Here is a 26,976-nt window from a genome sequence, read left to right as displayed (position 1 = left end):
TTCCCTGGGGAGGGACCTCTCTTTGACTCGTCACGCCCGCGCGCGGCTGCCCCGCGCGCGTACCGCCGTCCTCGCCGCAGCGCTGCTGGTCTCGGGGGTCGGCCTCTCGCCGTCCGCGACGGCCTCGCCGGTCGTCGGCGTCGACCAGCTGGACATCACGCCGAACTGGCGGACCGTGCCCCGGCAGGAGACCGTCCTCGCGGTGGGGCCCACCGGCTACGCGCACCGCACCGAGGACTCCGACGAGCACTCCGGGGAGGAGCCGCAGTGGACCGACTTCGCCACCGGAACCGACGTCCCGCTGGGATACGGCACCGGCAACGAAGCCTTCGGTGAGCGGGGGACCGGCGGCCGGTACGTCTACCTCCAGCACGGGATCGGCACCCACTACGTCCGTGACGTGCTGACCGGTACGGAACAGCCGCTGACCATCCCCGAGGACACGAGCTACCGGGGGATCCTCGGCGAGACGCTGTTCTTCCAGCAGTACGAGCCCGGCTCCTCGCTCGCCACCACCACCGGGTACTTCCTCCGGCGCGTGGGCGACCCGGACGGCACGACGACGCCCGTCACCGGCTGGCCCGCGGGCGCCGACCTGCACATGGCGCGGCTCGTGGCCGGCGACGCCGACGCGGCGGTCGTCCGCTTCGCCACCTCCCCGTCGTACGGCTACACCGACCTCGGCGTCATCGACCTGCGGACCGGGCGCATGCGGGTGATCGCCTCCGCCACCGCGTCCTCCGACGCGCTCGTCGGGCCGGTCACCGTGACCCCCGAGCGGATCGCCTGGGTCGACAGCGCCCGTACCGTGCACATCCGGCAGCGGGCCGACCTGGACGGCCCCGAGACCACCTACCCGCTGCCCGCCGGGATCTCGGTCCGCGGCATCGGGCTCGTCGGCGACTGGGTCCTCGCCGTCGACGACGTGACGGGCACCGACGCGGCGCTCCGCCGCCGCCTCGTCGCGTTCTCCCCGACGGGCGAGCCGCACACCCTCCTGGACCGGGCGGAGGCGGGGATCAGCCAGATCGGGGACGGTTCCGGCGCCGCCGTGGTCGGCGGCGCCTCCGCCACCGACTGGTCCCTCCTCAAGGTCGTCCCGGGCAAGAACGGCGGCGCCCCCGGCGTGGAGAAGCTGCGCCGCCTGCAGCCGCTCCCGGCGAAGGTCGACGCGCTCGCGCTGGGCTCCGGCCGGCTCACCACCCTGGAGTGGGACGGCCCCGGGGGCCGCGGCTTCTACGGCCGTACGCTGCCCGTCGGCCCCGTCCACACCGGGCAGTCCGCACCGGTCTGGCAGGGCGTCGAGGCCGGGGCCGAGTGGAACGCGCCGCCGCTCTTCGACAGCGGTGACGGCCGTACGGTCTCCTACCCCCGCATCCCGTACACGGACCGGGCGGTCGTCGCCCGCGACGCCGCGGGCCGGACGACCCGGGTCGCCGTCGGCCACCAGGACGGGCGGATCGCCGACGCCGCCGGCCGCTGGGCGGTCTTCCAGAGCGGGACGCCCACCTTCCCCGGCGAGCTCGACACCGACGGCGAGACGGTCGTCGTGAACCTGGACGCCTCGACGGTCGTGTCCCGGCAGCCGCAGACCGCGGCCGCCCTGTGGGACGACACGCTGTACACCGGGACGGCGACGGCCGGCGAGGTCGCCCGCAAGGACCTGGTGACCGGCAAGGCCCTCGCCGCGGTCGCGACCGGCTCCGGCTGCCCCCTGACGGAACTCCAGGCGGTCGGCGGACGCTGGCTGTACTGGACCTGCGGGCAGTTCTCCCAGCAGGGCGTCGTCGACCTGAGGAGCGGCGCCAGGATCGCGCTGCCCCGCTCGTACGGGGACGGCGGTCTCCTCGGCGACGGCTACTACGTGGACCAGTACAGCTCGTACCTCCGCATCACCGACTTCCACACCGGCCGGGCGGCCACGCCCCGCACCCTCGTGGACGCCACGCCGGTCCACGGCGCCCGCCGCCAGGCGTGGACCGTGGACCGCTTCGGCGGGGCCGTCGCGTACCAGGACCCCGACAACCGCGTCCACGTGGTGTGGACGGGCGTCCCGACCTCCGACCTGACGACCTCCGTGACGGGCGCGCCGGCCGCCGTCCGGGCCGCGGACGGCTGGAAGGCCTCGCTCCCGCTGTCCAAGCCGTCGTCGATCTGGCAGCTGACGCTGCGCCACAAGGCCACCGGCGCCGTCGTCCGCACCTACGGCGGCGACGAGGCCCGGGGCAGGATCACGGCCGTCTGGGACGGCAAGGACGCCACCGGCCGGCTCGCCGTGAACGGCGCCTACACCTGGTCGCTCTGGGCGAAGCCCGCCGACGGCCAGGGCCGTGACCTGAGCGCCTCGGGCACCGTCTCCGTCAGCGGCGGCACCGCCGCGTGGCGCGACCTCGCGGGCGACGACGGCTTTGGCGACCTGCTGGCGATGGACACGGTCGGCGTCGTCTCCATGTACCGGGGTACGGGCACGGGCGGCCTCTCCGGCCGGTACGCGGGCTCCACCGCCCGCTTCGGCACCTCGTCCGTCCTCGTGCCCTTCGGCGACGTCAACGGCGACCGGTGCCCGGACGTGCTGGTGAAGCTGGGCGACCAGCTGCGGGTCTACCGGCCGGGCTGCGGCAAGGTGCTGACGGTGGCGTCGCCGTACACCGTGATCAGCGCGACGGGCTGGAACCAGTACGACCAGCTGACGTCCCCGGGCGACATGAACGGTGACGGGTACGCCGATCTGGTGGCACGTCAGGCGTCGACCGGCGACATGTACGTCTTCGGCGGGACGGCCGACCACCGGTTCAAGCCCCGGACGCGGGTCGGCACGAACTGGAAGACGTACAAGCGGATCCTGGGCGCGGGCGACCTGAACGGCGACCGCCGGGGCGACCTGCTGGGTGTGGACGCGGCCGGCGTCCTGTGGAAGTACCACGCGACCGCGACCGGCGGCCTGACCGCCCGGACAAAGGTCGGCACCGGCTGGGGCGTCTACACCGCGGTGGTCGGCGCCGGCGACCTGACGGGCGACGCCCGCCCCGACCTGGTGGCCCGCGACACGTCCGGCCGCCTCTGGCGCCACGACGGCCCGTCCCTGACGGCCCGCACGCTCATCGGCGCGAGCGGCTGGAACGGCTTCAAGTCCCTGTCCTGACACTGCCGCCCGGAGTACGCGCCCCCACCGGGGACCGCGTACTCCGGCCGCGGCACGCGCCCCGCCCCGTGTCGGATACCCGATCGGTTCCGGGGAGCTCTCGGGCTATGCTGCACGGGTGTGCTTGTCACGGGCCGTTAGCTCAATTGGCAGAGCAGTGGACTTTTAATCCATTGGTTGTGGGTTCGAGTCCCACACGGCCTACGCGAGGCGGGCGAGGGGAGACCCTCTGACCTGCTACGGAGCGCCCCTCCCGGTTTCGACCGGGCGGGGCGCTTCGTCGTTCGGGGGCTCGTGCGTGAGCGGTGCGTGAGCGGACGGTCCGAGCAGGAGGCGGATCACGGCAGGCTGAGGGGCAGACGACGGCCTCTCCGGCTACAGGCGAGAGGCGGCATCGGCCCACAGCGCCATGTCGAACTCCTCGTCGACCATGTCCTCCTCGTACCAGCCGGAGCCGGCCAGCCACGTCTCCAGCCACTCGGCCAGGCTGCCCGCGTCGACGAACCAGGCACCGGTGAGGTCCTGGTCGGTGATCGCGTTCGGGTCGAAGACCAGTACCGTCCCGTCCTCGCTCAGGCAGTCGACGGCGGCGATCATGGCGCAGCCCCAGTCGAGGATCGGCACGACTCCCTTGGGCCAGGACCACCAGGTGTCCGCGTCGGCGAGCGGTACGCGGTCGAGGTAGCCGTCGACCACGGTGTCCTCTTCGGCAGCCGTCGTCCGGGCGAGAGGGAAGAGCGTGTAGTCAGGGCCGAAGCCCCCGTCCCCCGCACGCCGGTAGAGCGCGGCGAGGAGGGGATGCAGGGGGAATCCAAGGCGTTCCTGGGCCGTGGCGAGGGCGTCGGCGGTGACAGGAGGTCGGTGTCGTCCGCTTGCCGCGGCCCTGGTCGAGACGCGTTCGAGCAGATCGTCGTACTCGTTCATGCCGGGCATCTTCGCCGACACCTCTGACAGCCGGGGCCATGCGGCAGACTGCCAGCCGGTCGACGCGTGGCCGACAGCTCACGGACGGTTCACCCGCTGCGCCTCCAGCGACACCTTCGACCACTCGCTGGCCTTAGACCTGTGCGCGACCGCAGCCGCAACGCGCTGGGAGCGGGGGGAGACCGAGATAGGCGCGCAGGGCCTGCTGGGTGTCGGGGAGCCCATGGGGATTGAGTCGCTGACCGAAGTCGGCGACGTTCCAGTGGCCTTCCTCCAGGTCGGCGATGACATGAAGGAGCTGTTGCTGCGGGCGGCCGAGATCGGTGTAGGGAGGCAAGGGGTCGGGCAGCGGCGTGGGGAAGAGCCCGGACAAGAGCCTCCGCGCGACATACCTCCGGCTGTGGGGCGCGATGTGAGGGAGAGAGGCGACCACAGCGGCGCTCGGGACGGGAGCGGGCAGGGCGAGCAGTACCGTTCACCGTCGTCACCCCGGGCGGGCTCGCAGTAGGGGCCGTCTACCGTCGGGAGAGGAACAGCCTGTGCCGTGGGAGCTCGATGGCCGTGACGACGAACGTTGCCTTGTCGCCCGGCCGGAAGGTTTCCGCCGGCCCTGATGCGGGCCTGCCATGGACCTCTCTGAAAGGGACCAGCCCTTCGATTCCGTCCCCGACGTCGATGAAGGCGCCGAAGGGGAGGACCTTGGTGACCGTTCCGCGTAGTTCGTGTCCCACCGTGGTGCGGTCGGCGAATGCTTGGAAGGGAGCGGGCTGCGTACTGCGCAAAGACAGCCGAGCCTTGGCGCTGTACGTGTCGAACTGGAGGAACTCGCACAAGACGCGCTGCCCGACTTCGACTACATCGGTGGGCGCGTTGATGTGCCGCCAGGACAGTTCGGGGATCGCGATGAGCCCGACGCCGGGAAACATGGGATGGCCGGGGCCGTTGTCCAAGGCCACGAACACACCGAACCGCTCGATCGCCGAGATCGTGCCGGACATGATCTCGCCTTGGCGCAGCGACCCCAGGAAGGCCCAAAGCTCCGGGCTCTCAGACTGCCAGTCCATGACGGCCACCCTTCCATACGGCATCGCAGGCGCGTGGGCCCTCAACTGGGCTCTGACGGTGCCTGGGCCCTGTTCATCCGGGGGACAAGCGCGGCGGCTGCCTCGGCCACCGCGCGACCGACCTCCGGGAGGAGGCTTGTGTAGGTGTCCAAGGTCAGGGTGATCGTGGAGTGGCGGAGGGTCTCCTTGATCGTGTGGATGTCGCCGCCGGCGCCGTGCGTGAGCGTCGCCGAGACGTGGCGGAGGTCCCGCGGGGTGATGGGCGGGAGGTCGGTGGTGGCGAGGATGCGGCGGAAGGTCTCCGAGACCGTCTCCGGGTGGAGCCAGGAGCCGTCCTCCTTGGTGAAGACCTTGCCCGTGTTCTGCCAGGCGGCGCCGGCCTCCTTCCGCTCCTTCGCCTGGCGGGCCTTCTGGGCGCGGGCAGGACCTGGATGTTCACGCTGTCGAGGGCGATCGTGCCCGCGCTGCCGTCGGTCTTCGGCTCGGACTCGTACGGGTCCCAGCCGTCGACGACGATCTCCTTGGCAGGGGTGATGAGGCCGGCGTGGAGGTCGGTCTCGTGCCAGTCCTGGCCGACCGCCTCGCCGCGCCGGAGGCCGAGTTCCGCTGCAAGGAGGAGGGTGGTTGGCCCGGTGTCTTGTTCCGCCAGCTCGCATGCCGTGCGAAGCGTCACCGGCTGCTCTCCGGGACCCGTGGACCGACTCCGGGGCAAAGCCCGGCTGTCCGCTGAGGCCCCTAAGCCGCTGGTACGCGCGGCTGATCGTCATATCAGGCACAAGTCCCGGTTCTTGGTACCGATGGATGAGCGAACTCACCGACACGCCCTACGTCTGAGAGAGGCCGGCCAACTGCGCACGATCCGCCCGCCGCGACAGCGTAGGAAGAACCGAATCGCCACCTCTCTCACCATCCTCGGACAAAACGCCGTTTGAGGCCACCAGTGCCGAATATCTATGCAAAATAGAAGAATTCTTCCGCATGGGCGCCCGGGGCACTCCATCCCGCCGCGCGGGGAGGGGGATGTGACTGTTTCGTAGAGGCGTTTGCTAAGCACGAGAAGTGGAATCAAAGATACCGCTAATTCGCGACCCTGGGTCGGGTTCTGTGTTTGACCTGTCAAGCATGCGACGCTCTTCGCGTCAAGAAGACTATGTCAGGTTCGAGTTATTGGCGGCCAATCTCAGATGTACCTCAATTCGCTTTATTGCTCGCGGTGCTACTGATTGACTCAGCGTGAAGCACTCGACCAACGGGGGGTGAATGCAAACGGGAGGGAATCACCATGCGTAGGTCCACGCGCGGGGGAGCGTTCATCGGCTCACTGCTGCTCGGTGCCGGTCTGCTGCTGGCGCCGACGGCATCGGCCGACGTGCAGGCACCGGACTCGTGCCCGCCGGACATCTGGTACAAAGTCGTCGCCTATCCGGCCAAGTACGAAGCAATCGGCAGCACTGCCGGTAAGTTCAACTCCGGTTCGGCATCGGCGATTCTGCGCTACGACATGACGACCACAGCGGTGAAGCAATCTGAATGGACCGCCGAGCTGGGCGGGACCATGAAGTTCGCGGTCGCCGAGGTCCAGGGCAAGACCAGCAACACGATCACGGACCACACCGCGAAGGGCGTGGTGTTCTCCAACACGATAAACGTCCCGGGCCACAGGTACGGGTACACCACCCCTAAGATCGAGCGCACGACGTTCATCGTGGAGAAGTGGCAGGACACGTCGACCTGTGGAGCCAGGAAGCTGGGCAACGCGGGGAAGCTGTGGGGCATCACTGCGTACCCGTTCTACTCCGAATGCATCGCGACAGGACCCTGCGCACCGAAGCCCTGAAAAACTGTGGTGGGGGCGGCACGACCAACCGCCCCCACCGCGCAGTTACGACCTCTACCAACTCTCTGGGGGATACGGGATGGCCGCAACACAGGGCTCCGTACGAGACGCCCATCGCCGCCGCCTCGTGGCGGTTTATGCCGCCACAGTCCTGGCTATTGCCGGGGTCGCAGGCTGCTCACAGGACGACACCGGCGAACAGTCTGCCCAAGGCGTCGTCGTGAACCTCGGCGGCGAGATCGCTGTTCTCAAGCGCATAGACGCCAAGCCCGAGATCGTGGGACCACGGCCGGACGGCACAGAGAAGTTGGACACTTATCGCCTCACCGCCCCGCGCCAATTGAGTTCCGGAGACATCGTGGGCATCCGCGATGGCGGGATTGTGGCTATCTCGCCCGACGATCCCAGCAAGGCAACTCTGCTCGGGCAGGCGACCGCATGGTTCCCCGGCGTTGATAACGGGAAAGTGTGGGCAGTTACAGAGCAGTCCGTCGCGGCTTGTGAGGGCCAGGAACTGCCCACAACGGTGCGCGCGAAGTACTCCGCCGCCGAGCACGAGACCTCTGGCCACCCTGCGCGCCGGGTCATCTCCATGCCCTGCGGCATCGAGCCCGTGGGCCAGACACGCCAGGGGATCGTCGCCCACCAGACCACGGGCGATGTCACGGGCTCGGGAAACGCGGCTCGGGCCCGGACGTCGGTTGTCCTGCTCGACCAGAACGGTGCTGTCAGCGCGGTTGTCGCGGAGGGGGCCACCGTGCTTGCCGCAGACGCGGATCAGATCGTGTGGCGAGCCGACGAGTGCGCCACAGGCGCTTGCATCAAGATCTACGACGTACAGGCCAGGAAGTCGAGGAACGCACCCACCTGCGAAGCCGGAGACCCGGTCGGATCGGGCACTATCGCCCCCGGCGGACGCTGGTACGCCTCAGCCGTTCGTACCGACCACGGAACCCACCTGGGCGTGCTGGACCTCGACGAAGACTCATGTCAAGACCTCGGCGCCTTCACTGCCCTGGACAAGACCGCAGACCTGGACGAGAGCCTCGCAGCAGCATGGTCCCAAGCCAATCTCCTCATGATTGACCAGGCAACGGGTGAGCTCATCGAGTACAACGCCATCACTGGGCACGTGGAGCGTAGGCGTGAGGCCCTGTCCGTAACCAACGGAGCGCAAGTGTGGGGCGCTCACAACGCGTAGCGGCTGTGAACATCGGGCGCCTTGCTTCTCGCCGAGACAGCTTCATTGGTGAGGTTCCTGCAACCACCCGCCCGAGCATCGATCGGCTCGATGCGTGAGCGATGCGTGAGCGGACGTTCCGGCACAGCCTGGTTCCGTCTGGATCGCGCGGTACCGTTCGGCCTGTCTGGTCCACCGACCCCGTGTCCGCCGCTCGCGAGCTTCGCAGGCGCTGGGGGCTCGGCGACGGTCCGGTCACGCATTTGGTGAGGCGGATGGAGTCCCACGGGATCGTGGTGGTCATGCCGCCTGCCAGTGATCCCTCCGCTGCGAGCGTGGACGCCTTTTCAACCCGGGCTGCGCGGCCGCTCGTCGTTCTGACGGCCAACCGGGCCGACGACATCTACCGGCACCGGTTCACGGCTGCCCATGAGCTGGGCCACCTTGTGCTTCACGGTGAAGGAGGCTGACGCCTTCGCCGCCGAGTTCCTGACTCCCCAGGCCAGCATCCTGCCGTTCCTGCCGCGGCGAATGGATTTTGCACGCTTGGCCGAGCTCAGAGGAGTCTGGGGAGTCTCTCTCCATTCGCTCGTCTACCGCTGCCGCGAGCTGGGGTTGATCTCCGACGCCACTGCCAGCAGGACGTACCAGCGCCTACGCGCTCTCGACGGCCAACCGGGTTTCACTGCGGAGTCGGTCTCGAACTTCCCTGGTGAGCAGCCTTCGATGCTCGGACAAGCCTTCAACCTGGCGGCAGAGGAAGCAGGCCTCTCGGTTTCCAAACTGGCTCATGAACTGGCCTGGACAAGCAAGAGAGTGCAAGACCTGCTGGGTGTCCAGGAACACAGGCACGTGGCGAAGCCATCAGGGCCGACTCATTTCAGAGTCAGCCCTGATGGCGTGTCGACGTACTCGACGGGCTCAGAACGATCCCTCGCCCGCGAGGCTTCCGGTGCCGATGGCTCCCCTCAGCACGTGGGCGATCTCCTCGGGCCTGAGGTCGATGCCGTCGAGCCCCTCCAGGGTCAGCGGGATCTCCTCCAGCGCGTACTCGCCGCGGCCTTCGGCGCTGAACTCGGGGCCGGTGCGGTCGTCGAAGGACCAGGTGGCGATGCGGGCGAGGTAGAAGAGCTGGCGCTCGTCGTCGGTCTCCGTCGTGTGGAGGAGGCGGATGATGTCGGCCTTCCCCGCGATCTCCTCGTGGATCTCCCGGTGGAGGGCGGCCTCCCGGGACGCGTCACCGGGTTCGACGCCGCCGCCGGGCAGGACCCAGTACTCGGGGATGCCGGGCCTGGTGCGGCGGATGACCAGCATCGTGTCGTCTGCGGTGACGAGGACGGCGCGGACTCGTTCGATCATTTCGGTTCGTCTCCTGAACGCCCCGACCGTTCAACCGGTCGGGGCGTTTTCGCGTTCAGGTGGGTGAAGGGTACGGGCTCGTGCGGGGGGCGGTTCTTGGCGACCGGGTACCCCCGGAGCGCGGTGTGGGGCACCGTGGGGGAATCTGGGACGTGGACGCCTGACGTGGAGGTGGAGTCGGTGGCGGTGAGCGGATCCGTCGATCCGGTGGGGGAGGCCAGACGGCTCGCCAGGTGCGCGCTGGCATCGGCGGGCGCCGCCGTCGTCCTCCTGCTCGCCGGGGTCGGGGCGGGCGGGGTCGTCATTCTGTTCAGCGGGCTCGTGGGGCTCGCCTGTTCGGCCGTCGGGATCTGGTGGTTCCTCGCCCACCGCGGGGCCAGGCGGGTGCTCGGCGCGCTCCTCGCCGTCGGTGCTCCCCTCGCGGTCCTCTGTCTGTACGTCGTCGGCGGCCTCTGGCTCACCGCCCTCGTGGCCCTCGGCCTGTGGGGCGGCGCCCTGCTCTGCGCGCGGGCCGCACTGCGCATCCCCCACACCCCCGGCGCGCGGGACCGGAACACGCGGACCGATCTCGCCCGGGGGCAGCGGCTGCCCCGGCCCCGGCGGGCCGTGCTCATCATGAACCCGAAGTCCGGCGGCGGGAAGGTCGCCCGCTTCGGGCTCGTCGAGCGCGCCGAGCGGCTCGGCGCCCGGGTGATCCTGCTCGACCCCGCCGTCGAAACCGACGTCGCCGCGCTCGCCCGGGAGGCCGTCGCCGACGGCGCCGACCTGCTCGGAGTGGCCGGCGGCGACGGCACACAGGCGCTCGTCGCCGCCGTGGCCGCCGAGCACGACCTGCCCTTCCTCGTCGTCTCCGCCGGAACCCGCAACCACTTCGCCCTCGACCTGGGCCTCGACCGCGACGATCCGGCGACCTGTCTCGACGCCCTCGTCGACGGCGAGGAACTCCGGGTCGACCTGGGCTCCGTCTCCGGCCGGCCCTTCGTCAACACCGTCTCCTTCGGCGTGTACGCGGACGTCGTCCAGCACCCCGAGTACCGCGACGCCAAGGCCGGGACCGCGCTCACCGTCCTGCCCGACCTCCTCCAGGGCGGCGAGGGCGACCGCCTCGACGCCACCGCCGACGGCACCCCGCTGCCCGCCCAGCAGGCCCTGCTCGTCAGCAACAACCCGTACGCCACCCCCGATCCCCTCGGCGCGGCCACCGCCCGCCGGCCCCGCCTGGACGGGGGCGCGCTCGGAGTGATCGGCATCCGCGTCGACGGCGCCGCGGACGCCGCCGAGATGGCCGTACGGGGTACCCAGGCGGCCGGCCTGAACGTCCTCACGGCCGCCCGGGTCGAGGTGCTGGGGAAGGCGCCGGGGCCGGGGGCGGGCTCCGGGTCGGGAGCGGGCTCCGGGTCGGGGTCGGGCTCCGGCTACGACTCAGGGGCGGACTCAGGGTCGGGGCTTGACTCCGGCTCCGGGGCCCGTGCCGGTGGGTCCATCGCCGTCGCCGTCGACGGCGAGGCCCTGATCCTGCCCACCCCCGTCGTCTGCACCCTCCGCCCCCGCGCCCTCCGGGTGCTCGTGCCCCGGCACCGGCCCGGCGCCCTCGATCCCCCGCCGCGCATGGACTGGCTGCGCGTCGTCCAGCTCGCCTTCCCCTCCCCCCACCACCAACCCGCACCGAGGAGCGGCACATGACCGGGACCACCGGGACGACCACGACCAGCCCGCTCCGGGCCGTCATGAAGGACCTCCGCGCGGTCGACGGCGCCGTGTACGCCGCCGTCGCCGCCACGCCCACGCCCACGCTCGACACCGGGCTCCGCAGGCTCTCCACCGCCGCGAACCACTCCAAGATCTCGTTCGCGGTGGCCGCCTCGCTCGCCCTCTTCCCCGGCCGGCCGCGCCGCGCCGCGCTCACCGGGCTCGGGGCCATCGCGGTGGCCTCGGCCTCCGCCAACCTGCTGGGCAAGCGGCTGGTGCGCAGGCCGAGGCCGGACCGGGAGGCGGCCCGGGTGGTGGTGGGCCGGCACGTGCCGATGCCGGACTCCGCCTCCTTCCCCTCCGGGCACACCGCGTCGGCGGTCGCCTTCGCCACCGCCGTGGGGGTCGTGCTGCCCCCCGCGGCCGTACCCCTCCAGGTCCTGGCGATGGGCGTCGGCTACTCCCGGGTCCACACCGGGGTGCACTACCCGGGCGATGTCGCCGCCGGTGCCGTCCTCGGCATCGCGAGCGCCGTGGTCTCGCTGGTCGCCGGGGCCTCCCTGACGGCCGCCAAGGGGAAGTGAGCGGGCGTCAGGGGGTTCCCGTGCGTTCGTGACGGGCCGGTTCGGGCCGGGCCGGGCCGGGCCGGCGCGGCCGGATCGCGCCCGGCTCGTGTCAGTACGTCGCGCGCGCGAGTTCCTCCTCCGTCAGGTCCAGCGCGGCCAGCCGCTCCGGGTCCGCCAGGATGTGCAGCTCGACGATCCGGTCCCCGGCGATCGTGAACGCCATGAGCGCGCTCGGCCGCCCGTTCGTGACCGACAGGACCGCGGGTGCGCCGTTGACGACCACCGACAGTGCTCCCGTACGGAACTTGGCGTACGTGAGGGCCTGCGAGATGACCGCCTCGGCGCCCCGGACGACCTTGGACACCGCCGCGAGCGTCCGGCCGCCGTCGGCGCGCAGCACCACGTCCGGGTCCAGCACGGTGAGCAGTCCCTCGAAGTCGCCGCCGTGCGCGGCGGCGAGGAACGCGTCCGCGATCTCCCGCTGCCGCCGGGCGTCCGGCCCCGGGGCCGGGGTGGTGTCCTGGACGCGGCGGCGCGCGCGGCTGGCGAGCTGGCGGGTGGCGGCCGGGGTGCGGTCCACGATCGGCGCGATCTCGTCGAAGGAGACCGCGAACATGTCGTGCAGGACGAACGCGAGCCGTTCGGCCGGGGACAGCGTCTCCAGGACGACGAGCAGCGCGAGGCCGACGGACTCGGTGACCTCGGCCGCGTGTTCCGGGTCGGTGGTGTCGGCGACCCGGACGACCGGGTCGGGGACGTAGTACTCCAGCGGGTCCTCGCGGCGCGAACCGCGTGAGCGCAGCATGTCGAGGCAGACCCGGCCGACGACGGTGGTCAGCCAGCCGCTGAGGTTCTCCACCGTGCTGACATCGCTGCGGCTGAGCTTGAACCAGGCCTCCTGGACGGCGTCCTCGGCCTCGCTGAGCGAGCCCAGCATCCGGTAGGCGACCGCCCTCAGATGGCGGCGGTCGGCCTCGAAGCGGCGGGCGAGGGCATCCGCGTCGCCCCGGGACCGCTCCCGGAGGGCCCGGCTGCCGTCGCCGGCCCGGTCGCTTCCGGCCCAGCCCTCGTCGCCCGGACCGCTTCCGGTCCGGTCCCCGTGCTCCCGGTCGTTCTCGTTCTGCTCCACTCGTGCGTCTCCCCGTTCGCGTACGTCGCGTCCCGTCATGTCCTCATGACGGATTCCACCCCGACGATGTGACACGCACGCTGCCGGTGGCCGAAAAGCGAGGGCAGCGGCCCGTGCCGTCCTGAGCTGTGAGATCCACGCCGTCCCGACTCGAACGCCCGGGATTCCCCGGTCGAGGCTCCAGGCCGCCGTGGATCCCTTCTTCAGTACGGTGATCATCGTCCGTAGATTGATCACCATGACGACGACAACGACGCAGGTCAACCCCGTACTCCGCACCCCGCCGGCCACGCCCGCCGCCGCTGCCGCGTACTTCTCCGCGAGCCTCGCCTTCCACGCCGACGTCTCCGACGTGGCCTCCGTGCTCGCCGCCTCCGCCGCCGACGGCACCGACCCGGGCTTCGTGGTGATCGACTCGCGCTCGACCGCCTCCTGGGACCAGGGGCACGTCCCCGGCGCGATCCACCTGCCGACCGCGCTCGTCCCCGAGCAGGCCGAGCGGCTGCTCGACCGGTCCGTGCCGGTCGTCACGTACTGCTGGGGCCCCGGCTGCAACGGCGCCACCCGCGCCGCGCTGGCCCTCGCGGAGCTGGGCTTCCAGGTGAAGGAGATGCTCGGCGGCTTCGAGTACTGGGTGCGCGAGGGCTTCGCGTACGAGACCTGGGAAGGGCCCGCGGAGAAGGCCGCGGACCCCCTCACGGCGCCGGTCGGATCCGACGACTGCGGCTGCTGACGCCAACCGATTTCGTGATCGCCCCGGTCAGCTCGGTAGCTCGCTGGGCTCATAACCCAGAGGTCGCAGGTTCAAATCCTGTCCCCGCTACTCAGTAGCAACGAAGGCCCGGATCCAGTCACTGGATYCGGGCCTTCGTCGTATGCCCGGGACCGCGACTGTCCGGGATCGCGACGGGACCGGCCTTCCTCCGCTTGACCTTTACGCAACGTCAAGATTTAGCGTTCTCGGTATGGAGTGGTCGATCCAAGAGATCGCCAAGAAGGCCGGCACCACCAGCCGCACCCTCCGCCACTACGGCGAGCGCGGACTGCTGGAACCGAGCCGGATCGGCGCGAACGGTTACCGGTACTACGACCAGGCGGCGCTCGTGCGGCTGCAGCGCATCCTGCTGCTGCGCGAGCTGGGGCTCTCGCTGCCCGCCATCGCCGAGGTCCTCGCGGGGCAGCGCGACACGTCCGCGGCCCTGCGGACCCATCTCGCGCTCCTGGAACAGGAGCGGGACCGCCTCGGGCGCCGGATCGCGTCCGTGCGGACCACTCTCCACAAGACCGAGAACGGAGAAGAACTCATGGCCGATGAAGTGTTCGACGGCTTCGACCACACGGCGTACGAGGAGGAGGTCACCGAACGCTGGGGCCGCGACGCGTACGCGAAGGGCGACCGCTGGTGGCGCTCGCTCGACGCCGAGCGGAAGAAGGCGTTCATGGGCGAGCAGGCCGGCATCGCCCGCGACTTCGGGCAGGCACTCAAGGACGGCCTGCCCGCCGACGGCGACGAGGTGCAGGCCATCGCGCGGCGGCAGGTCGCGTGGCTCTCGACGACGACGAGCCCGAGCAAGGAGTACGTGATCGGTCTCGGCCGCATGTACGTCGACGACCCGCGCTTCACCGCCACCTACGACAAGCACGGCGAGGGCGCCGCCGTCCTCGTCCGGGACGCGCTGGAGATCTACGCGGAGCGGAACCTCTAGGGACTCACGCGCCCATAGGGCCTCCAGGGCCTGCCTCGGGGGGACCCCTGGGCGGAACCCGGAGACGCAGGCGGAACCCGGAGGCCCGGAGCCCCGGAGGCGCAGGCGGAATCCGGAGATGTAAACGGTGGCCAAAACCGTGCCCGCCTCTTTGCGGCCGCGCGGTACCCCACCGTAGTGTCACGCGCACCATGAGTGACGACAGCGTGACGGACGTACGACGGCGGGCGCCCGCCGTCCTCGTCCTGCTCGCTCTCCTCGCCCTCCTCGTGAGCGTCTGCCACGGCTCGCACGGGCACGCGCTGCCGCCCTCGGGCGCGACGGCCCTCGCCTCCGCCCCCGCCCTGCCGCACGGCTGCGAGCAGCCCGGGGACGCCTGGTCCTTCGACGCCCACCTCCCCGCGCAGGCCGCCGCCGCGCCCCTCGCCGCGCCGGACGCCGGCGGGGCCGTCCTCCTCCCGTACGCCGCCGACCTCCGCGACGACCCCCGCGCGCGCTGTGTCCGGGGCAGGGCGGGACCCGGCCCCGAGCCGGGCCGGCTGCTGATCGCCCTCGGAGTCGACCGGAACTGAGCCGGGTCATGCCCCCGCGTGACCAGGTTCCCTTCCGCATGCCACCCCGAGGACGTACCCGCGATGAACACCCTGCTGCCCGGCACGACGCTGCCCGGCGCGACTCCGCCCGGCAAGACCCTCCCCGCAGGACTGCTGCCGCTCGCCGACCAGACCGTCGGCAACACGCCCGTCCTGCGGACCGACGACGGCTACTGGGCCAAGCTCGAAGGCTTCAACTTCGGCGGCATCAAGGACCGCGCCGCCCTCTACATGGTCGAACAGGCCCGCCGGCGCGGTGAACTGCGGCCCGGCGCCCCGATCGTCGAGTCGACCTCCGGGACCCTCGGTCTCGGACTCGCCCTCGCCGGGGTCCTCCACGGCCACCCGGTGCACGTCGTCACCGACCCCGGTCTGGAGCCGATCGTCGAGCGGATGCTCGTCGCCCACGGCGCCCAGGTCCACGTCGTACGCGAGCCCAGCCCGCACGGCGGCTGGCAGCAGGCCCGGATGGACCGGGTCGCCGAACTCCTGGTGGGGCTCGACGGGGCCTGGTGGCCCAACCAGTACGGGAACCCCGACAACCCCGACGCCTACACCGGGCTCGCCGCCGAACTCTCCGGGCAGCTCGACCGGATCGACGTCCTCGTCTGCGCGGTCGGCACCGGCGGCCACTCGGCCGGGATCTCCCGGGCGCTGCGCGCCACCAGCAGCCCCGCGCTCGAACTGGTCGGCGTGGACTCCGTCGGCTCCACCGTCTTCGGACTGCCCGCCGGGGAGCGGCTGATGCGCGGCCTCGGCTCCTCCATCCACCCGGAGAACGTGGACCACGGGGCCTTCGACGAGGTCCACTGGGTGGGTCCGGCCGAGGCGGTACGGGCGGCCCGCCGCCTGGCCTCGCGTCAGTTCGCGACCGGTGGCTGGAGCGTGGGCGCGGTCGCGCTGGTGGCCGGCTGGCTGGCCCGCACCCGGCCGCGCGGGACGCGGATCGCGGCCGTCTTCCCGGACGGGCCGCAGCGGTACTTCGACACCGTCTTCAACGACGAGTTCTGCGCGGCGCACGGTCTCCTCGACGGGCCCGTACGGGAGGACCCGGCGGGGTACGAGGCCGGTGCGCCGGTCGACGGCTGGACCCGCAAGGCCATGGAGCGTGTCCGGTGACGACGGCGACCGCGCCCGCGAAGGCCAGGGGCGGCGTCTGGAAGCAGAGCCGCACCTTCGAGCCGGCCGTCCGGCTGCTCTTCCTCAATCAGCTCACCATCAACCTCGGCTTCTACATGCTGATGCCGTATCTGGCCGCGCACCTCGCGGACGGGCTCGGCATGGCGGCCTGGGCGGTCGGGCTCGTGCTCGGCGCCCGGAACCTGTCGCAGCAGGGCATGTTCCTCGTCGGCGGGGCGCTCGCCGACCGGCTCGGTTTCAAGCCGCTCATCGTGGCGGGCTGCGCGCTGCGGACGATCGGCTTCGGGGCGCTGGCGTTCGCGCAGTCGCTGCCGATGCTGATCGCCGCCTCGCTGGCGACCGGCCTCGCCGGGGCGCTGTTCAACCCGGCCGTCCGGGCCTGTCTGGCGGCGGAGGCGGGGGAGGAGCGCCGGGTGGAGGCCTTCGCGCTGTTCAACGTCTACTACCAGGCGGGCATCCTGCTCGGGCCGCTCGTCGGGGTGGCCCTGACAGGGGTGTCGTTCCGGCTGACGTGCGTGGTGGCGGCGGTCCTCTTCGCCGGGCTGACCCTGGTGCAGCTCAGGTACATGCCCGTACGGGGAGGGAAGGCGGCACGGGCCGGGGAGGCACGGGGGCAGTTCCGCACGGTCCTCGCCCACCGCACCTTCTGGCTGTTCTCGCTCGCGATGACCGGCTCGTACGTGCTGTCCTTCCAGGTCTATCTGGCGCTGCCGCTCGCGGCCGGCGGGACCGGCCCCACGACGGCGCTCTTCGTCGTCTCGGCGCTGGTCGCCCTCGCCGGGCAACTGCGGATCACCGCCTGGTGCAAGCGGCGGCTGAGCCGGGAGCGGTGCCTGGTCCTCGGGCTCGCCCTGATGGGCGGCGCGTTCCTGCTCCCGGCCGCGCTCGGCCGGGGGCTGGTGGGGCTGCTGCTGTGCGCGGCGGTCCTGGCGGTGGCGAACGCGGTGCTCTACCCCTACGAGATGGACACCGTCGTCGCGCTGTCCCGGGGGCGCTGGGTGGCCACCCACTACGGGCTCTACAACACGGTGTGCGGGATCGGGATCACCCTCGGGAACCTGGGCACGGGCGCGCTGCTCGACGTGACCGGCTGGTCGGCGCTGCCGTGGCTCGCGCTGTGCGCGGTGGGTCTGGGGTGCGCGGCGGCGATGGCGCTGCTGGCCCGGGGCGGACGCCTGGCGGCGGAGCCCGTACCGGCGGAGCCCGTACCGAAGGAGCCCGCGTCGGCGGAGCCCGTACCGAAGGAGCCCGCGTCGGCGGAGCCCGTACCGAAGGAGCCCGCGTCGGCGGAGCCCGCACGGAAGGAGCCCGCGTCGGACTGAGCGGCGGGTCCGAGCCCCGAGCGGCCGTCCCGGCCGCGCCGTTCCCCCGTCCGTACGCCAGTCGGCCCCGTGGGAGTCGCCGCCTTCCGGGGCGGCGGCCACCCTGGGAGGGCGCGGTACGGTCCGCGGCCGGTACGGACCGGGCAGGAGAGCACAGGTGGGGCACCCCCTAGGAGCGGCGGGCGGCAGGCGGCGGGGCGGCCGGGACGGTCCCGCGTACGGCGGTGCCAGGCGGTTCATCCGCGCGCTGCCGCCGCTGGTCATCGTGGGCGGTGTCGTCTTCGACGTGGCGACCCCGGCCCCGTACACCGCCTCGCCGATGCTCGCCGCCGCCCCGCTGATCGCCGCGCCCTTCTTCTCGATGCTCACGACGCTCCTCACCGGGATCGCCGCCGTCCTCGCCTCCGTCGGGCTGCACTTCTCCGACGGCACCGTGGACGACGTCCCGGCCCTGACCGAGACCCTGACCGTCGTCACCGTCTCCGCGCTCGCCCTGCTCATCAACCGGGTGGTGCGCCGCAGCGGCGAACGGCTCGCCTCGGCGCGGGTCATCGCGGAGACCGCGCAGAAGGCCCTGCTGCCGACGCCCGCCGAGCGGATCGGCGGGCTGCAGTGCGCGGCGCACTACGAGGCGGCGCAGGCGGACGCGTTCATCGGAGGCGACCTGTTCGCCGTCCAGGACACCCCCTACGGGGTGCGGCTCGTCCTCGGGGACGTCCGGGGCAAGGGCATGGAGGCCGTCGAGGCCGTCGCGGTCGTCATCGGGGCCTTCCGGGAGGCGGCCGAGCAGGAACGGACCCTGGAGGGCGTGGCGCATCGCCTCGAACGGGCGCTGGCCCGGGAGGGCACCCGCAGGGACGGGCTCGACGCCTTCGAGGGGTTCACCACCGCCGTCCTCGCCGAGATCCCGCGCGGTGACGGCGGCGGCACCTTCGACGGTTTCGTACGGGTGGTCAACCGCGGCCACCCGCCGCCGCTGATGCTGTACGGCGACGGGCGCCTGGACCCACTGGAGCCCGCCGAGCCGGCGCTGCCGCTCGGCATGGGCGATCTGGCGGGATGGCCGGACCGGGCCGAGGCGCGGCCGTTCCCGCCGGGCGCGACGCTCCTCTTCTACACCGACGGCCTCTCCGAGGCGCGGGACGCCGCGGGCGTCTTCTACGACCCGGTGGACCGGCTCGCCGGACGGATCTTCCCGGGGCCCGAGGAACTGCTCGACGCGCTCGTGGACGACGTACGGCTGCACACCGGCGGGCGGTCGACGGACGACATGGCACTGCTCGCGGTGAGCCGGCCGGCGGCGGGGCAGCAGGGGCGGCGGCGGACGATGCCGGTGGTGCCGCCGGGCGGGCCCGGTCACCGGCCGTAGTCACGAGGTGCCGCTGCGATAACAATTGACATAACGTCAGATCGAGCGGAGTTCGCGGCTCCTTTCTGAAGCGGGGTCAACTCGGACCATTCCCTCCCATTTCAATGAATGATCAAGAGGAACGGCTTGGAATCGGGAGGCCCTGTCTATTAACGTTCGATAACGCAGCGCGGTCGTTTCAGCCGTCGCAAGAGGCGGCACCGTGCGCACGCGCCGAATCCTGAAGAGGAACCGGGGAACCACCACTTGGGGTGAATCGGGCCTTTCGCACCTGTGCGACCGTGCCCGTAGGAGACCTTCCTGCTCCGAACCCGTCAGCTAACCCGGTAGGCGAGAAGGAAGGAAAGGAGCGCGCCTCCGTGGCGTCCAACACTCCCGTACCCGAAGCCCCCTTCGATGCCTTCGGTGGTGGTGCGGGTCCCGCCGCCCCGGACACCGAGTGGAACCCCACCGAGGGATCCCTCCGCGCCGAGAGCCGCGCCGGCGGTCGTCACCGGGTCGTCAAGCAGCGCTCCAACTTCGCCCGTTCCTCCACCGTCCTCGGTGTCGGTGTCATCGCGGCCGTCGGTGCCGGCGGTCTCGCCACCGCGCAGGAGAAGCCCCCGGTCGCGATCTCGCTCCCGGACCTTCCCGACCTCCCGGACCTCGGACTCCCGGACGCCCACGACCTCCCGGGCGTCGGCGACCTCCTGCCCGACGAGCCCGAGGAGACGGTCAGCGCGGCCCGCGCCAACCCGAACCCGCTGACCGCCGCGACCTACACGACCCTCGACCAGGAGCAGGACGCCGGGGCCGAGCAGCTCGCCAGGACCGCCACCGGCGCCGGCGACGCGGGCGAGGCCCTGCGCGCCCGCATCCTCCAGCAGGCCGAGCAGCAGCAGGCCTCCGCCGACGCCGCCGACATGGCCGCGGCGGAGAAGGCGGCGGCCGATAAGGCCGCGGCCGAGGCGGTGGCCAAGGCCGACGCGGCGGAGAAGGCGGCCGCCGAGGCCAAGGCGAAGGCCGAGGCGGAAGCGAAGGCCAAGGCGGAGGCGGAAGCCAAGGCGAAGGCCGAAGCCGCGGCCGAGGCCGAGCGCCTCGCCAAGCTCGCCGCGAGCTACTCGCTGCCCGTCTCCTCGTACACCCTCACCGCCACGTACATGCAGTCCGGCTCGATGTGGTCCTCCGGCTACCACACCGGCCTCGACTTCGCCGCTCCCACCGGCACCCCGCTGAAGGCCGTGCACGGCGCGACCGTCAAGTCCGCCGGCTGGTCCGGCTCGTACGGCTACCGGATCGTGCTCGAGCTGTCGGACGGCACCGAGGTCTGGTACTGCCACCTCTCGTCCATGACGGTCAGCGCGGGCCAGACCGTGGGCACCGGCGAGACCATCGGCCGCGTCGGCGCCACCGGCAACGTCACCGGCGCCCACCTCCACATGGAGGTCCACACGCCCGGCGGCACCGGCATCGACCCGGCGGACTGGCTCCGCTCCAAGGGCCTCACCCTCTGAGAGCCGCTGGTACGGAATACGCCCGGCGGCGCGGAAGGTTGAGTGGTCATGACCTCTCTCCGCCCGCTGGGCAGCTCCGACCTGCACGTCTTCCCGCTCGCCCTGGGCGGCAACGTCTTCGGCTGGACCGCCGACGAGGAACAGTCCTTCGCCGTCCTCGACGCCTACGCCGCCGCGGGCGGAAACTTCGTCGACTCCGCCGATGTCTACTCCGCCTGGGCCGAGGGCAACGAGGGCGGCGAGTCCGAGACGGTCATCGGCCGGTGGCTCGCCTCCCGCGGCAACCGCGACGACATCGTCGTCGCCACCAAGGTCGGCGCCCACCCCCACTTCAAGGGGCTCTCCGCCACCACCATCAAGGCCGGCGCGGAGGAGTCGCTGCGCCGCCTCGGCACCGACCGCATCGACCTCTACTACACGCACTTCGACGACGAGTCGGTGCCCGTGGAGGAGATCGTCACCGCGCTCGACCAGCTGGTGAAGGACGGCAAGGTGCGTGCCGTCGCCGCCTCCAACATCTCCCCGGAGCGGCTGCGGGCCTCCCTCGACTTCGCCGAGTCGGAGGGCCTCGCCCGTTACGTGGCCCTCCAGCCGCACTACAACCTGGTCTCCCGTGACACCTACGAGGGCCCCCTCCTGGAGACCGTCGAGCGGGCCGGGCTCTCCGCCGTCCCGTACTACGGCCTCGCCGCCGGCTTCCTCACCGGCAAGTACCGTCCCGGCGCCACCGTCGACAGCGTCCGCGCCGCCGGGGCCGGCGGGCACCTCGACACCGAGCGGGGCCGGGCCGTGCTCTCCGCGCTCGACACGGTCGCCGAGGCGCACGGCGCGGAACTCGCCACCGTCGCCCTCGCCTGGCTCGCCGCCCGCCCGACGGTCGCCGCGCCGATCGCCTCGGCGCGTACGGTCGAGCAGGTGCCGGCGCTCGTCGCCGCCGCCGGCCTGACCCTCACGGAGGCCGAGCTGACCCTCCTCACGCAGGCCTCGGCCTGACGACACGACCTAGCTGCGGTACGGGTTGTAGCCGCCGTAGTCCAGGTACTGCGGCGGCGCCCACACCCGGCCCGTCGCCCGCGCCGCGTACGTGAGCGCGGGGGACGCGACCTCCCGGCGCTGCCACAGATGGTGCAGCAGCTCCTGCTCGCGGGCCGGGAAGTCGGGGCCCGCCGTGCCGCGCCGGGCCCGGTTCCGCAGGAACGCCAGGGTCGTCGCGAAGGACTCGTACTCGCCGACCGCCCGCGAGGCCGGCGGCCCGTACGCGCGCGCGGCGAAGGACCGGGCCAGCCGGCGGGCGCGCATCGAGGAGAGCGCGAGCGGCTCGGCGGGGGCGATCCAGCCGGCCGCCGCGTACGCCGGGAGCTCCCCGGATATCGTGCGCAGCTCGCGCTGCCTGCTCCACACCGCGAGCCAGGTCAGCAGGCCGAAGGCGGGGACCATGAGCGCCCCGTACACCGCGTAGAAGGTCAGCGGGCCGCCGAAGGTGGCCGAGCCGTTCCACGCGGCGTGCAGCCCCATGGCGAGCAGCAGTCCGGCGATCGGCAGCAGCACCTTGCGGAGCCGCTTGCCGCGCGGGGCGAGCGCGGCGAGACCGAAGCCGATGCCGGTGAGCACGGTGAAGAGCGGGTGCGCGAACGGCGACATCACGACCCGTACGAAGAAGGTCGCGGCGGTCACCGAGCCGAGGCCCGAGGCGCCGAACTCCTGGTCCTCGCCGAAGGCGTTGCCCAGGTACAGGATGTTCTCGGTGAACGCGAAGCCGGTCGCGGTGAACCCGGCGATCACGACCCCGTCGACGAGCCCGCCGAAGTGCCGCCGCCGGAAGAGGAAGAGCAGCAGGACCGCCGCCGCCTTCGCGCTCTCCTCCACCACGGGCGCGACGACCGTGGCCCCCAGGGTGTCGGCCGATGCCGGGTCGGCGGTGGCCGTCGCGATCCATCGGACGGCGAAGGAGTTCGCCAGGATCGCGACGAGCGCGGCGGCGAAGGCCCCCCACGCGAACGCGAAGAGCAGGTTCTTCCAGGGCCCCGGCTCGACCCGGTCGAGCCAGCGGAACGCGGCCATCAGGAGGGGCACGGGGAACACCGCGAGGCCCAGGCCGACGAGGAAGCCCTCGGTGCCGGTCTGCTCGCGGACCAGGGCCAGGATGACCAGGGCGCAGATCGCGAGCACGGTGATCAGGGTGACGGCCCGGAAGACCCGGCTGCGCCAGAAGTCCCTGCGGGGCCGGTAGCGCCACTGGGACCGGTCGGCGACGGCAGGGAAGGCCGGCTCCTCGGTGTCCCGGTGGGGGACGGGAGCGGCCTCGGGGCCGGCTGTGGTTTCGCCGGGGACGGGGTTCGACACGTGAGCGACCCTAACGACCCGCACCGACAGTGGGCGAGGCGGTTACGGGACCCGGTCACGTCCGTGACCGGGTCGCCGCCCGGTCCCTCGCCCCGGTGAACCCCCCTCCGGTCACTTCCTCCGGAACAGCAGGTCGTGCACGACGTGGCCCTTGTCCAGGCCCTGTCCCTCGAAGCGGGTGACCGGGCGGAAGTCGGGCCGGGGCGCGTAGCCGCCGTCCTCCCGGGTGTTCTCGAAGTCCGGGTGCGCGGAGAGCACCTCCAGCATCTGCTCCGCGTACTCCTCCCAGTCCGTGGCGCAGTGCAGCACGCCGCCGGGCTTCAGCCGGGTCGCGAGGAGGCTGAGGAACTCGGGCTGGATCAGCCGCCGCTTGTGGTGGCGGGCCTTGGGCCACGGGTCGGGGAAGTAGACCCGGCAGCCGTCGAGGGAGTCCTTGTCGAGCATCTCGCGGAGCAGGATGATCGCGTCGCCGTTGGCGACCCGGACGTTCGTCAGGCCGTTGCGGTCGGCGAGGCCGAGCAGATTGCCCTGGCCGGGAGTGTGGACGTCGACGGCGAGGATGCCGGTGCCGGGGTCGGCGGCGGCCATCTGCGCGGTCGCCTCGCCCATGCCGAAGCCGATCTCCAGGACGACGGGAAGGCCGTCGAACATCTCGCCGAGATCGAGGATCCGCTTGCCGTCGATGTCGAGGCCCCAGTCGGGCCACCGCTTGAGCATCGCCTCGGCCTGGCCGTAGGTGACGCGGCTGCGGCGCGGCTGGAAGCTCCGGATGCGGCGCTCGTGGTGCGCACCGGCGGGATCGGGCAGGGGACCCTCGCCGGGGGCGAACATCCGACTGCCCCGCCGCGCGACGGGCTGTACGGCTTCGGCGGGCGCGGCGGCGGGCTGCGGGGTGTTCTCTGGCTGCTCAGACACAATGCCCTGATTCTACGACCGCAGGCGGACCGGGCGCGCGGCCGAGGAGACGGCCGCCGGGGCGGCGGCGGAGGCGGCTACAGGAGCGCCAGCGCCCGCCCGGCGACCTCGCGCCCGATCGGCAGGGACGCCGTCGCCGCCGGCGAGGGCGCGTTCAGCACGTGGACCGTGCGGGCCGCCTCGCGGATCAGGAAGTCGTCGACGAGCGTCCCGTCCCGCAGGACCGCCTGCGCCCGTACGCCGGGTGCCGCGCGGCGCAGGTCCGACTCCTCGACCACCGGGAGGAGCCGCCGTACCGCCTCGGTGAAGGCGCGCTTCGACACCGACCGGCGCAGCTCCCCCGCCCCGTACCGCCAGTGCGCCCGGGCGATGGCCCAGGAGCCGGGCCAGGCCAGGGTGCCGGCCAGCTCGCGCGGGCGGACGACCGACCAGCCGTATCCCTCGCGGGCGAGCGCCGGGACAGCGTTCGGCCCGATGTGGACGCCGCCGTCGATGCCCCGGGTCAGGTGCACGCCGAGGAAGGGGAACGCCGGGTCCGGGACCGGATAGACCAGTCCCCGCACGAGGGAGGGGTCCGCCAGCTCGTAGTACTCGCCCCGGAAGGGGACGATCCGCATGCCCGGGTCGTCGCCCGCGAGCCGGGCGATCCGGTCGCAGTGCAGCCCCGCGCAGTTCACCAGGACCCGTGCCCGCACCACCCGGCCGTCCGCCGTGCGCACGGCGACGCCCCATGGCCGGCGGTCGACCTGGACCACCTCCGCGCCGTACAGGATGCGGGCGCCGGAGGATTCCGCGAGCCGGGCGGACACCGCTCCGTAGTCGCAGATGCCGGTCGTGCCGACGTGGATCGCGGCCAGGCCGCGGACCCGGGGCTCGTACTCGCTGATCTGCGCCGGGCCCAGCTCGCGCACCGGGATGCCGTTCTCCCTGCCGCGCTGCACGAGCGCGTGCAGCCGGGGCAGCTCCTCGCGCGCGGTGGCGACGACGAGCTTCCCCGTCACCTCGTACGGAATGCCCCATTCCGCGCAGAACTTGACCATTTCGGCCGCGCCCTCGACCGCGAACCGGGCCTTGAGCGAGCCCGGCCGGTAGTAGATCCCGCTGTGGATCACCCCGCTGTTGCGCCCGGTCTGGTGGCGCGCGAGGGCGTGCTCCTTCTCCAGGACCGTGACCCGGGTGCCGGGAGCGGCGCGCGTCAGCGCGTACGCCGTCGACAGACCGACGATCCCGCCGCCGATCACCAGCACGTCACAGTCAAACACCAGCGCCACCTCCCACCCCCGATAGTGCACTGGCCCACTGACAACGCCGCTAAACGCCCCCGCCGTGGGACGCGTGTCACGCCGGGGCGACGAGCAGCGGTCTGGCCCGCTCCCGCAGCTCCCTCACGCGCGGCTCGTCCCCGTACGGTTCGAGCCGGTGCAGCAGGTCCCGTACGTACTCCGTCGTCCGCGCCGACGAGATCCGCCCGGCCACCTCCACCGCGCGCGTGCCGGCCGCGCAGGCCGCGTCCAGGTTGCCCGACTCCAGCTCGGCGACGGCGGACACCACGAGCCGCAGCCCGTGCGAGCGGACGAACTCCTCGGTCGGCTGCGAGAGCGCCTGCTCGGTGAAGCGGCGCACCTCCCGGGGCGCCTTCAGGTCGCGGTAGCACTCGGCGGCGTCGGCGCAGAACCGGTCGTACGAGTAGAAGCCCAGCCAGGTCGGGTCGCCGTCGCCCTCCCGGGAGCGCTCCAGCCAGCCCTCGGCGGACTTGAGCGCCGCCGCCGCGGCCGGCCCGTCGCCGGCCTTCGCGTGCGCGCGTGCCTCGACGAGCCGGAAGAAGGACATGGTGCGGGCGGTGGCGAGCCCCCGGTTCCGTTCCAGCGCGGCCTGGGCGAGGTCGACTCCCTCGTCCGCGAAGCCGCGGTAGGTGGCCTGGAGGGACATGGACGCCAGGACGTAGCCGCCGAGGGGCACGTCGGCGGCGGCACGGGCGAGCCGCAGCGCCTGGATGTAGTAGCGCTGGGCGGCCTCCTGCTGCCCGGTGTCGAAGGCCATCCAGCCGGCGAGCCGGGTCAGCTCGGCGGTCGCGCCGAAGAGGGCCCTGCCGACCTCGTCCGAGTAGGAGCCGAGGAGCAGCGGGGCCGCGTCCACGCGTAAGCACTCGGGGACCATGGACGAACGCCAGTCCCCGCCGCCGTACTTGGAGTCCCAGCGGCGCGCGTCCTCGGCGGCCTCGCGGAGTTTGGCGACGTCGCTGTGCCCCACGCGCGCGTGCTCCGGGGCGGCGGCCGTACCGCCACCCGTGCCTCCCGCTCCGGCCGCACCCGTCCCGCCCGCCGTCCCGAGGAGGCCCCCGTGCTGCGGCGCCTCGCGCTCGACCGAGGGGTCGGCGGGGGTTATCAGCCAGCGGGACGCGGGCGTCGCGTAGGCGCTCACCGCGAACGACCCGGCGAGCGACTGCCAGATGCCGCCGCCCCCGGCCCGTCGGCCGGCGAGATCCAGCCGGTACAGGTCGGTCGCCGAGCGCACCGCCTCACCCACGTCACGCGGGAAGGCGAGACCCACCTCGGGCGCCGGATCGGCGTCCGCGAGCCCGATCTCGTGCAGCGGCACGGGCCGGCCGAGCTTCTGGCCGATCGCGGCTGCGATCAGATGCGGTGCGGCGCCCTGCGGCACCATGCCCTTGGCCACCCACCGGGCGACCGAGGTCTTGTCGTAACGAAGCGTCAGACCCCGCTGCGCACCGAGGTCGTTGACGCGCCGGGCCAGCCCGGCGTTGCTGATTCCCGCGAGGGCGAGAACCGTGCCGAGCTTTTCGTTCGGCCCGCGTTGCTCCCTGGACATGACGCCACCCCTCGACAACCCCAGACGGCCGCCACGACGCCGGGCATAGGCGTGCGGCATTCGTAAACACAGCGTAGTTCGCCGCATCCCTACCGTTAAGGGGCGGTGTTCCGTATGGCGAGATTGTTGTGTGAACGACCGACGATCGGGTCCGGCCGCCCGGCCCGTGCTCCCGCCGTGTGGCCGTGCGCCCGGCCGTGCGCTCTCGCCCGGGCCGCCGGGGGAGCGCTTCCATGAGTGACGCGTGGGTCGGCCCGATCGGCCGGGAGGGTGTCCGGACCAGTGGGCCGGGGGACACCGCCGCCCCATTCCCCGCGGGCGGCGGACGGCTCCGGGGGGCGCGAGCGCCTCCCGGACAGCCGAGGACGGGCGAGCC

The 26,976-nt window shown here is 72.3% G+C and carries 22 protein-coding genes, 1 tRNA gene, 1 pseudogene and 1 riboswitch; of the genes and pseudogenes, 15 read left to right on the top strand and 9 right to left on the bottom strand.

All coding sequences use genetic code 11. The features are described 5' to 3' along the window. Positions 1-22: 22 nt before the first annotated feature. Positions 23-3,142 (top strand): FG-GAP-like repeat-containing protein, encoded by a 3,120-nt coding sequence (locus tag ASD33_RS24790; RefSeq protein WP_056564726.1) that lies wholly within the window; start codon positions 23-25, stop codon positions 3,140-3,142. 131 nt (positions 3,143-3,273) lie between these two features. Next, positions 3,274-3,346, top strand: a tRNA-Lys gene (locus ASD33_RS24785). A gap of 171 nt (positions 3,347-3,517) precedes the next feature. On the opposite strand, the gene ASD33_RS24780 is transcribed toward ASD33_RS24785, so the two are convergent. The 3 genes and pseudogenes from ASD33_RS24780 to ASD33_RS34505 form a co-directional block, all read right to left on the bottom strand. Continuing rightward, positions 3,518-4,066: an SMI1/KNR4 family protein gene (locus ASD33_RS24780; protein ID WP_063992031.1), complete on the bottom strand. Its 549-nt coding sequence runs from the start codon at positions 4,064-4,066 to the stop codon at positions 3,518-3,520. Between the two features lie 515 nt (positions 4,067-4,581). Continuing rightward, positions 4,582-5,130: a S1 RNA-binding domain-containing protein gene (locus ASD33_RS24770; RefSeq protein WP_056564717.1), complete on the bottom strand. Its 549-nt coding sequence runs from the start codon at positions 5,128-5,130 to the stop codon at positions 4,582-4,584. A gap of 41 nt (positions 5,131-5,171) precedes the next feature. Continuing rightward, positions 5,172-5,728: pseudogene (locus tag ASD33_RS34505) on the bottom strand (tyrosine-type recombinase/integrase); the annotation flags it as partial. Between the two features lie 684 nt (positions 5,729-6,412). On the opposite strand from ASD33_RS34505, the gene ASD33_RS24765 reads away from it, so the two are divergent. The 3 genes from ASD33_RS24765 (at position 6,413) to ASD33_RS36975 (ending at position 8,617) form a co-directional block, all read left to right on the top strand. Beyond that, the gene (locus ASD33_RS24765; protein WP_056564715.1) at positions 6,413-6,967 is read left to right on the top strand and encodes a hypothetical protein; all 555 of its coding nucleotides are present in this window, start codon (positions 6,413-6,415) and stop codon (positions 6,965-6,967) included. A gap of 79 nt (positions 6,968-7,046) precedes the next feature. Then, the gene (locus ASD33_RS24760; protein WP_157870082.1) at positions 7,047-8,168 is read left to right on the top strand and encodes a hypothetical protein; all 1,122 of its coding nucleotides are present in this window, start codon (positions 7,047-7,049) and stop codon (positions 8,166-8,168) included. 101 nt (positions 8,169-8,269) lie between these two features. Then, complete coding sequence (locus ASD33_RS36975) at positions 8,270-8,617, top strand: ImmA/IrrE family metallo-endopeptidase (protein ID WP_347232312.1); 348 nt, start codon at positions 8,270-8,272, stop codon at positions 8,615-8,617. Between the two features lie 451 nt (positions 8,618-9,068). Here the strand turns inward: ASD33_RS36975 and ASD33_RS24750 are convergent, their stop codons facing one another. Next, positions 9,069-9,506 (bottom strand): NUDIX domain-containing protein, encoded by a 438-nt coding sequence (locus ASD33_RS24750; RefSeq protein ID WP_056565626.1) that lies wholly within the window; start codon positions 9,504-9,506, stop codon positions 9,069-9,071. Between the two features lie 186 nt (positions 9,507-9,692). On the opposite strand from ASD33_RS24750, the gene ASD33_RS24745 reads away from it, so the two are divergent. Next, positions 9,693-11,189, top strand: coding sequence for a diacylglycerol kinase family protein (locus tag ASD33_RS24745; protein ID WP_056565624.1), 1,497 nt, complete (start codon positions 9,693-9,695; stop codon positions 11,187-11,189). After that, on the top strand, positions 11,186-11,779 hold the full coding sequence (locus ASD33_RS24740) for a phosphatase PAP2 family protein (protein WP_056564708.1): 594 nt from the start codon (positions 11,186-11,188) through the stop codon (positions 11,777-11,779). The genes ASD33_RS24745 and ASD33_RS24740 overlap by 4 nt, the downstream gene beginning before the upstream one ends. 91 nt (positions 11,780-11,870) lie before the next feature. Here the strand turns inward: ASD33_RS24740 and sigJ are convergent, their stop codons facing one another. Continuing rightward, a complete protein-coding gene (gene sigJ / locus ASD33_RS24735) occupies positions 11,871-12,890 on the bottom strand; it encodes an RNA polymerase sigma factor SigJ (protein ID WP_079045007.1) in 1,020 nt (339 codons plus the stop codon). A gap of 238 nt (positions 12,891-13,128) precedes the next feature. Here sigJ and ASD33_RS24730 point away from each other — a divergent pair, with 238 nt between their 5' ends. The 8 genes from ASD33_RS24730 (at position 13,129) to ASD33_RS24695 (ending at position 21,506) form a co-directional block, all read left to right on the top strand. Next, a complete protein-coding gene (locus ASD33_RS24730; protein WP_056564706.1) occupies positions 13,129-13,623 on the top strand; it encodes a rhodanese-like domain-containing protein in 495 nt (164 codons plus the stop codon). A 232-nt stretch (positions 13,624-13,855) separates the two neighbouring features. Next, a complete protein-coding gene (locus ASD33_RS24725) occupies positions 13,856-14,596 on the top strand; it encodes a MerR family transcriptional regulator (RefSeq protein WP_056564703.1) in 741 nt (246 codons plus the stop codon). Between the two features lie 191 nt (positions 14,597-14,787). Next, positions 14,788-15,168, top strand: a complete 381-nt coding sequence (locus ASD33_RS24720; RefSeq protein WP_157870081.1) for a hypothetical protein — start codon at positions 14,788-14,790, stop codon at positions 15,166-15,168. 63 nt (positions 15,169-15,231) lie between these two features. Further along, positions 15,232-16,308: a PLP-dependent cysteine synthase family protein gene (locus tag ASD33_RS24715; RefSeq protein WP_079045006.1), complete on the top strand. Its 1,077-nt coding sequence runs from the start codon at positions 15,232-15,234 to the stop codon at positions 16,306-16,308. Continuing rightward, positions 16,305-17,651, top strand: a complete 1,347-nt coding sequence (locus tag ASD33_RS24710) for an MFS transporter (RefSeq protein ID WP_079045005.1) — start codon at positions 16,305-16,307, stop codon at positions 17,649-17,651. Before ASD33_RS24715 ends, ASD33_RS24710 begins: the two co-directional genes overlap by 4 nt. Positions 17,652-17,808: 157 nt before the next feature. After that, complete coding sequence (locus tag ASD33_RS24705) at positions 17,809-19,020, top strand: PP2C family protein-serine/threonine phosphatase (protein ID WP_056564698.1); 1,212 nt, start codon at positions 17,809-17,811, stop codon at positions 19,018-19,020. A 201-nt stretch (positions 19,021-19,221) separates the two neighbouring features. Beyond that, a riboswitch (cyclic di-AMP (ydaO/yuaA leader) is annotated at positions 19,222-19,368 on the top strand. An 11-nt stretch (positions 19,369-19,379) separates the two neighbouring features. Beyond that, the gene (locus tag ASD33_RS24700) at positions 19,380-20,513 is read left to right on the top strand and encodes a M23 family metallopeptidase (protein ID WP_056564694.1); all 1,134 of its coding nucleotides are present in this window, start codon (positions 19,380-19,382) and stop codon (positions 20,511-20,513) included. A gap of 48 nt (positions 20,514-20,561) precedes the next feature. Next, positions 20,562-21,506, top strand: coding sequence for an aldo/keto reductase (locus tag ASD33_RS24695; RefSeq protein ID WP_056565613.1), 945 nt, complete (start codon positions 20,562-20,564; stop codon positions 21,504-21,506). Between the two features lie 9 nt (positions 21,507-21,515). On the opposite strand, the gene ASD33_RS24690 is transcribed toward ASD33_RS24695, so the two are convergent. The 4 genes from ASD33_RS24690 to ASD33_RS24675 form a co-directional block, all read right to left on the bottom strand. Then, entirely contained in the window at positions 21,516-22,856 is a 1,341-nt protein-coding gene (locus ASD33_RS24690) for a PrsW family intramembrane metalloprotease (protein ID WP_242427249.1), read from the bottom strand. Positions 22,857-22,967: 111 nt separating this feature from the next. Then, positions 22,968-23,687: a tRNA (guanosine(46)-N7)-methyltransferase TrmB gene (gene trmB, locus ASD33_RS24685; protein ID WP_242427277.1), complete on the bottom strand. Its 720-nt coding sequence runs from the start codon at positions 23,685-23,687 to the stop codon at positions 22,968-22,970. 161 nt (positions 23,688-23,848) lie between these two features. Next, a complete protein-coding gene (gene lhgO / locus ASD33_RS24680) occupies positions 23,849-25,033 on the bottom strand; it encodes an L-2-hydroxyglutarate oxidase (protein WP_056564686.1) in 1,185 nt (394 codons plus the stop codon). Between the two features lie 76 nt (positions 25,034-25,109). Continuing rightward, a complete protein-coding gene (locus ASD33_RS24675; RefSeq protein WP_056564684.1) occupies positions 25,110-26,600 on the bottom strand; it encodes a hypothetical protein in 1,491 nt (496 codons plus the stop codon). Positions 26,601-26,976: the final 376 nt, after the last annotated feature.

Origin of the sequence: Streptomyces sp. Root1304 (assembly GCF_001426405.1) — a bacterium.
GTDB lineage: Bacteria > Actinomycetota > Actinomycetes > Streptomycetales > Streptomycetaceae > Streptomyces.
This window is presented reverse-complemented; position numbering and strand designations above follow the sequence as displayed.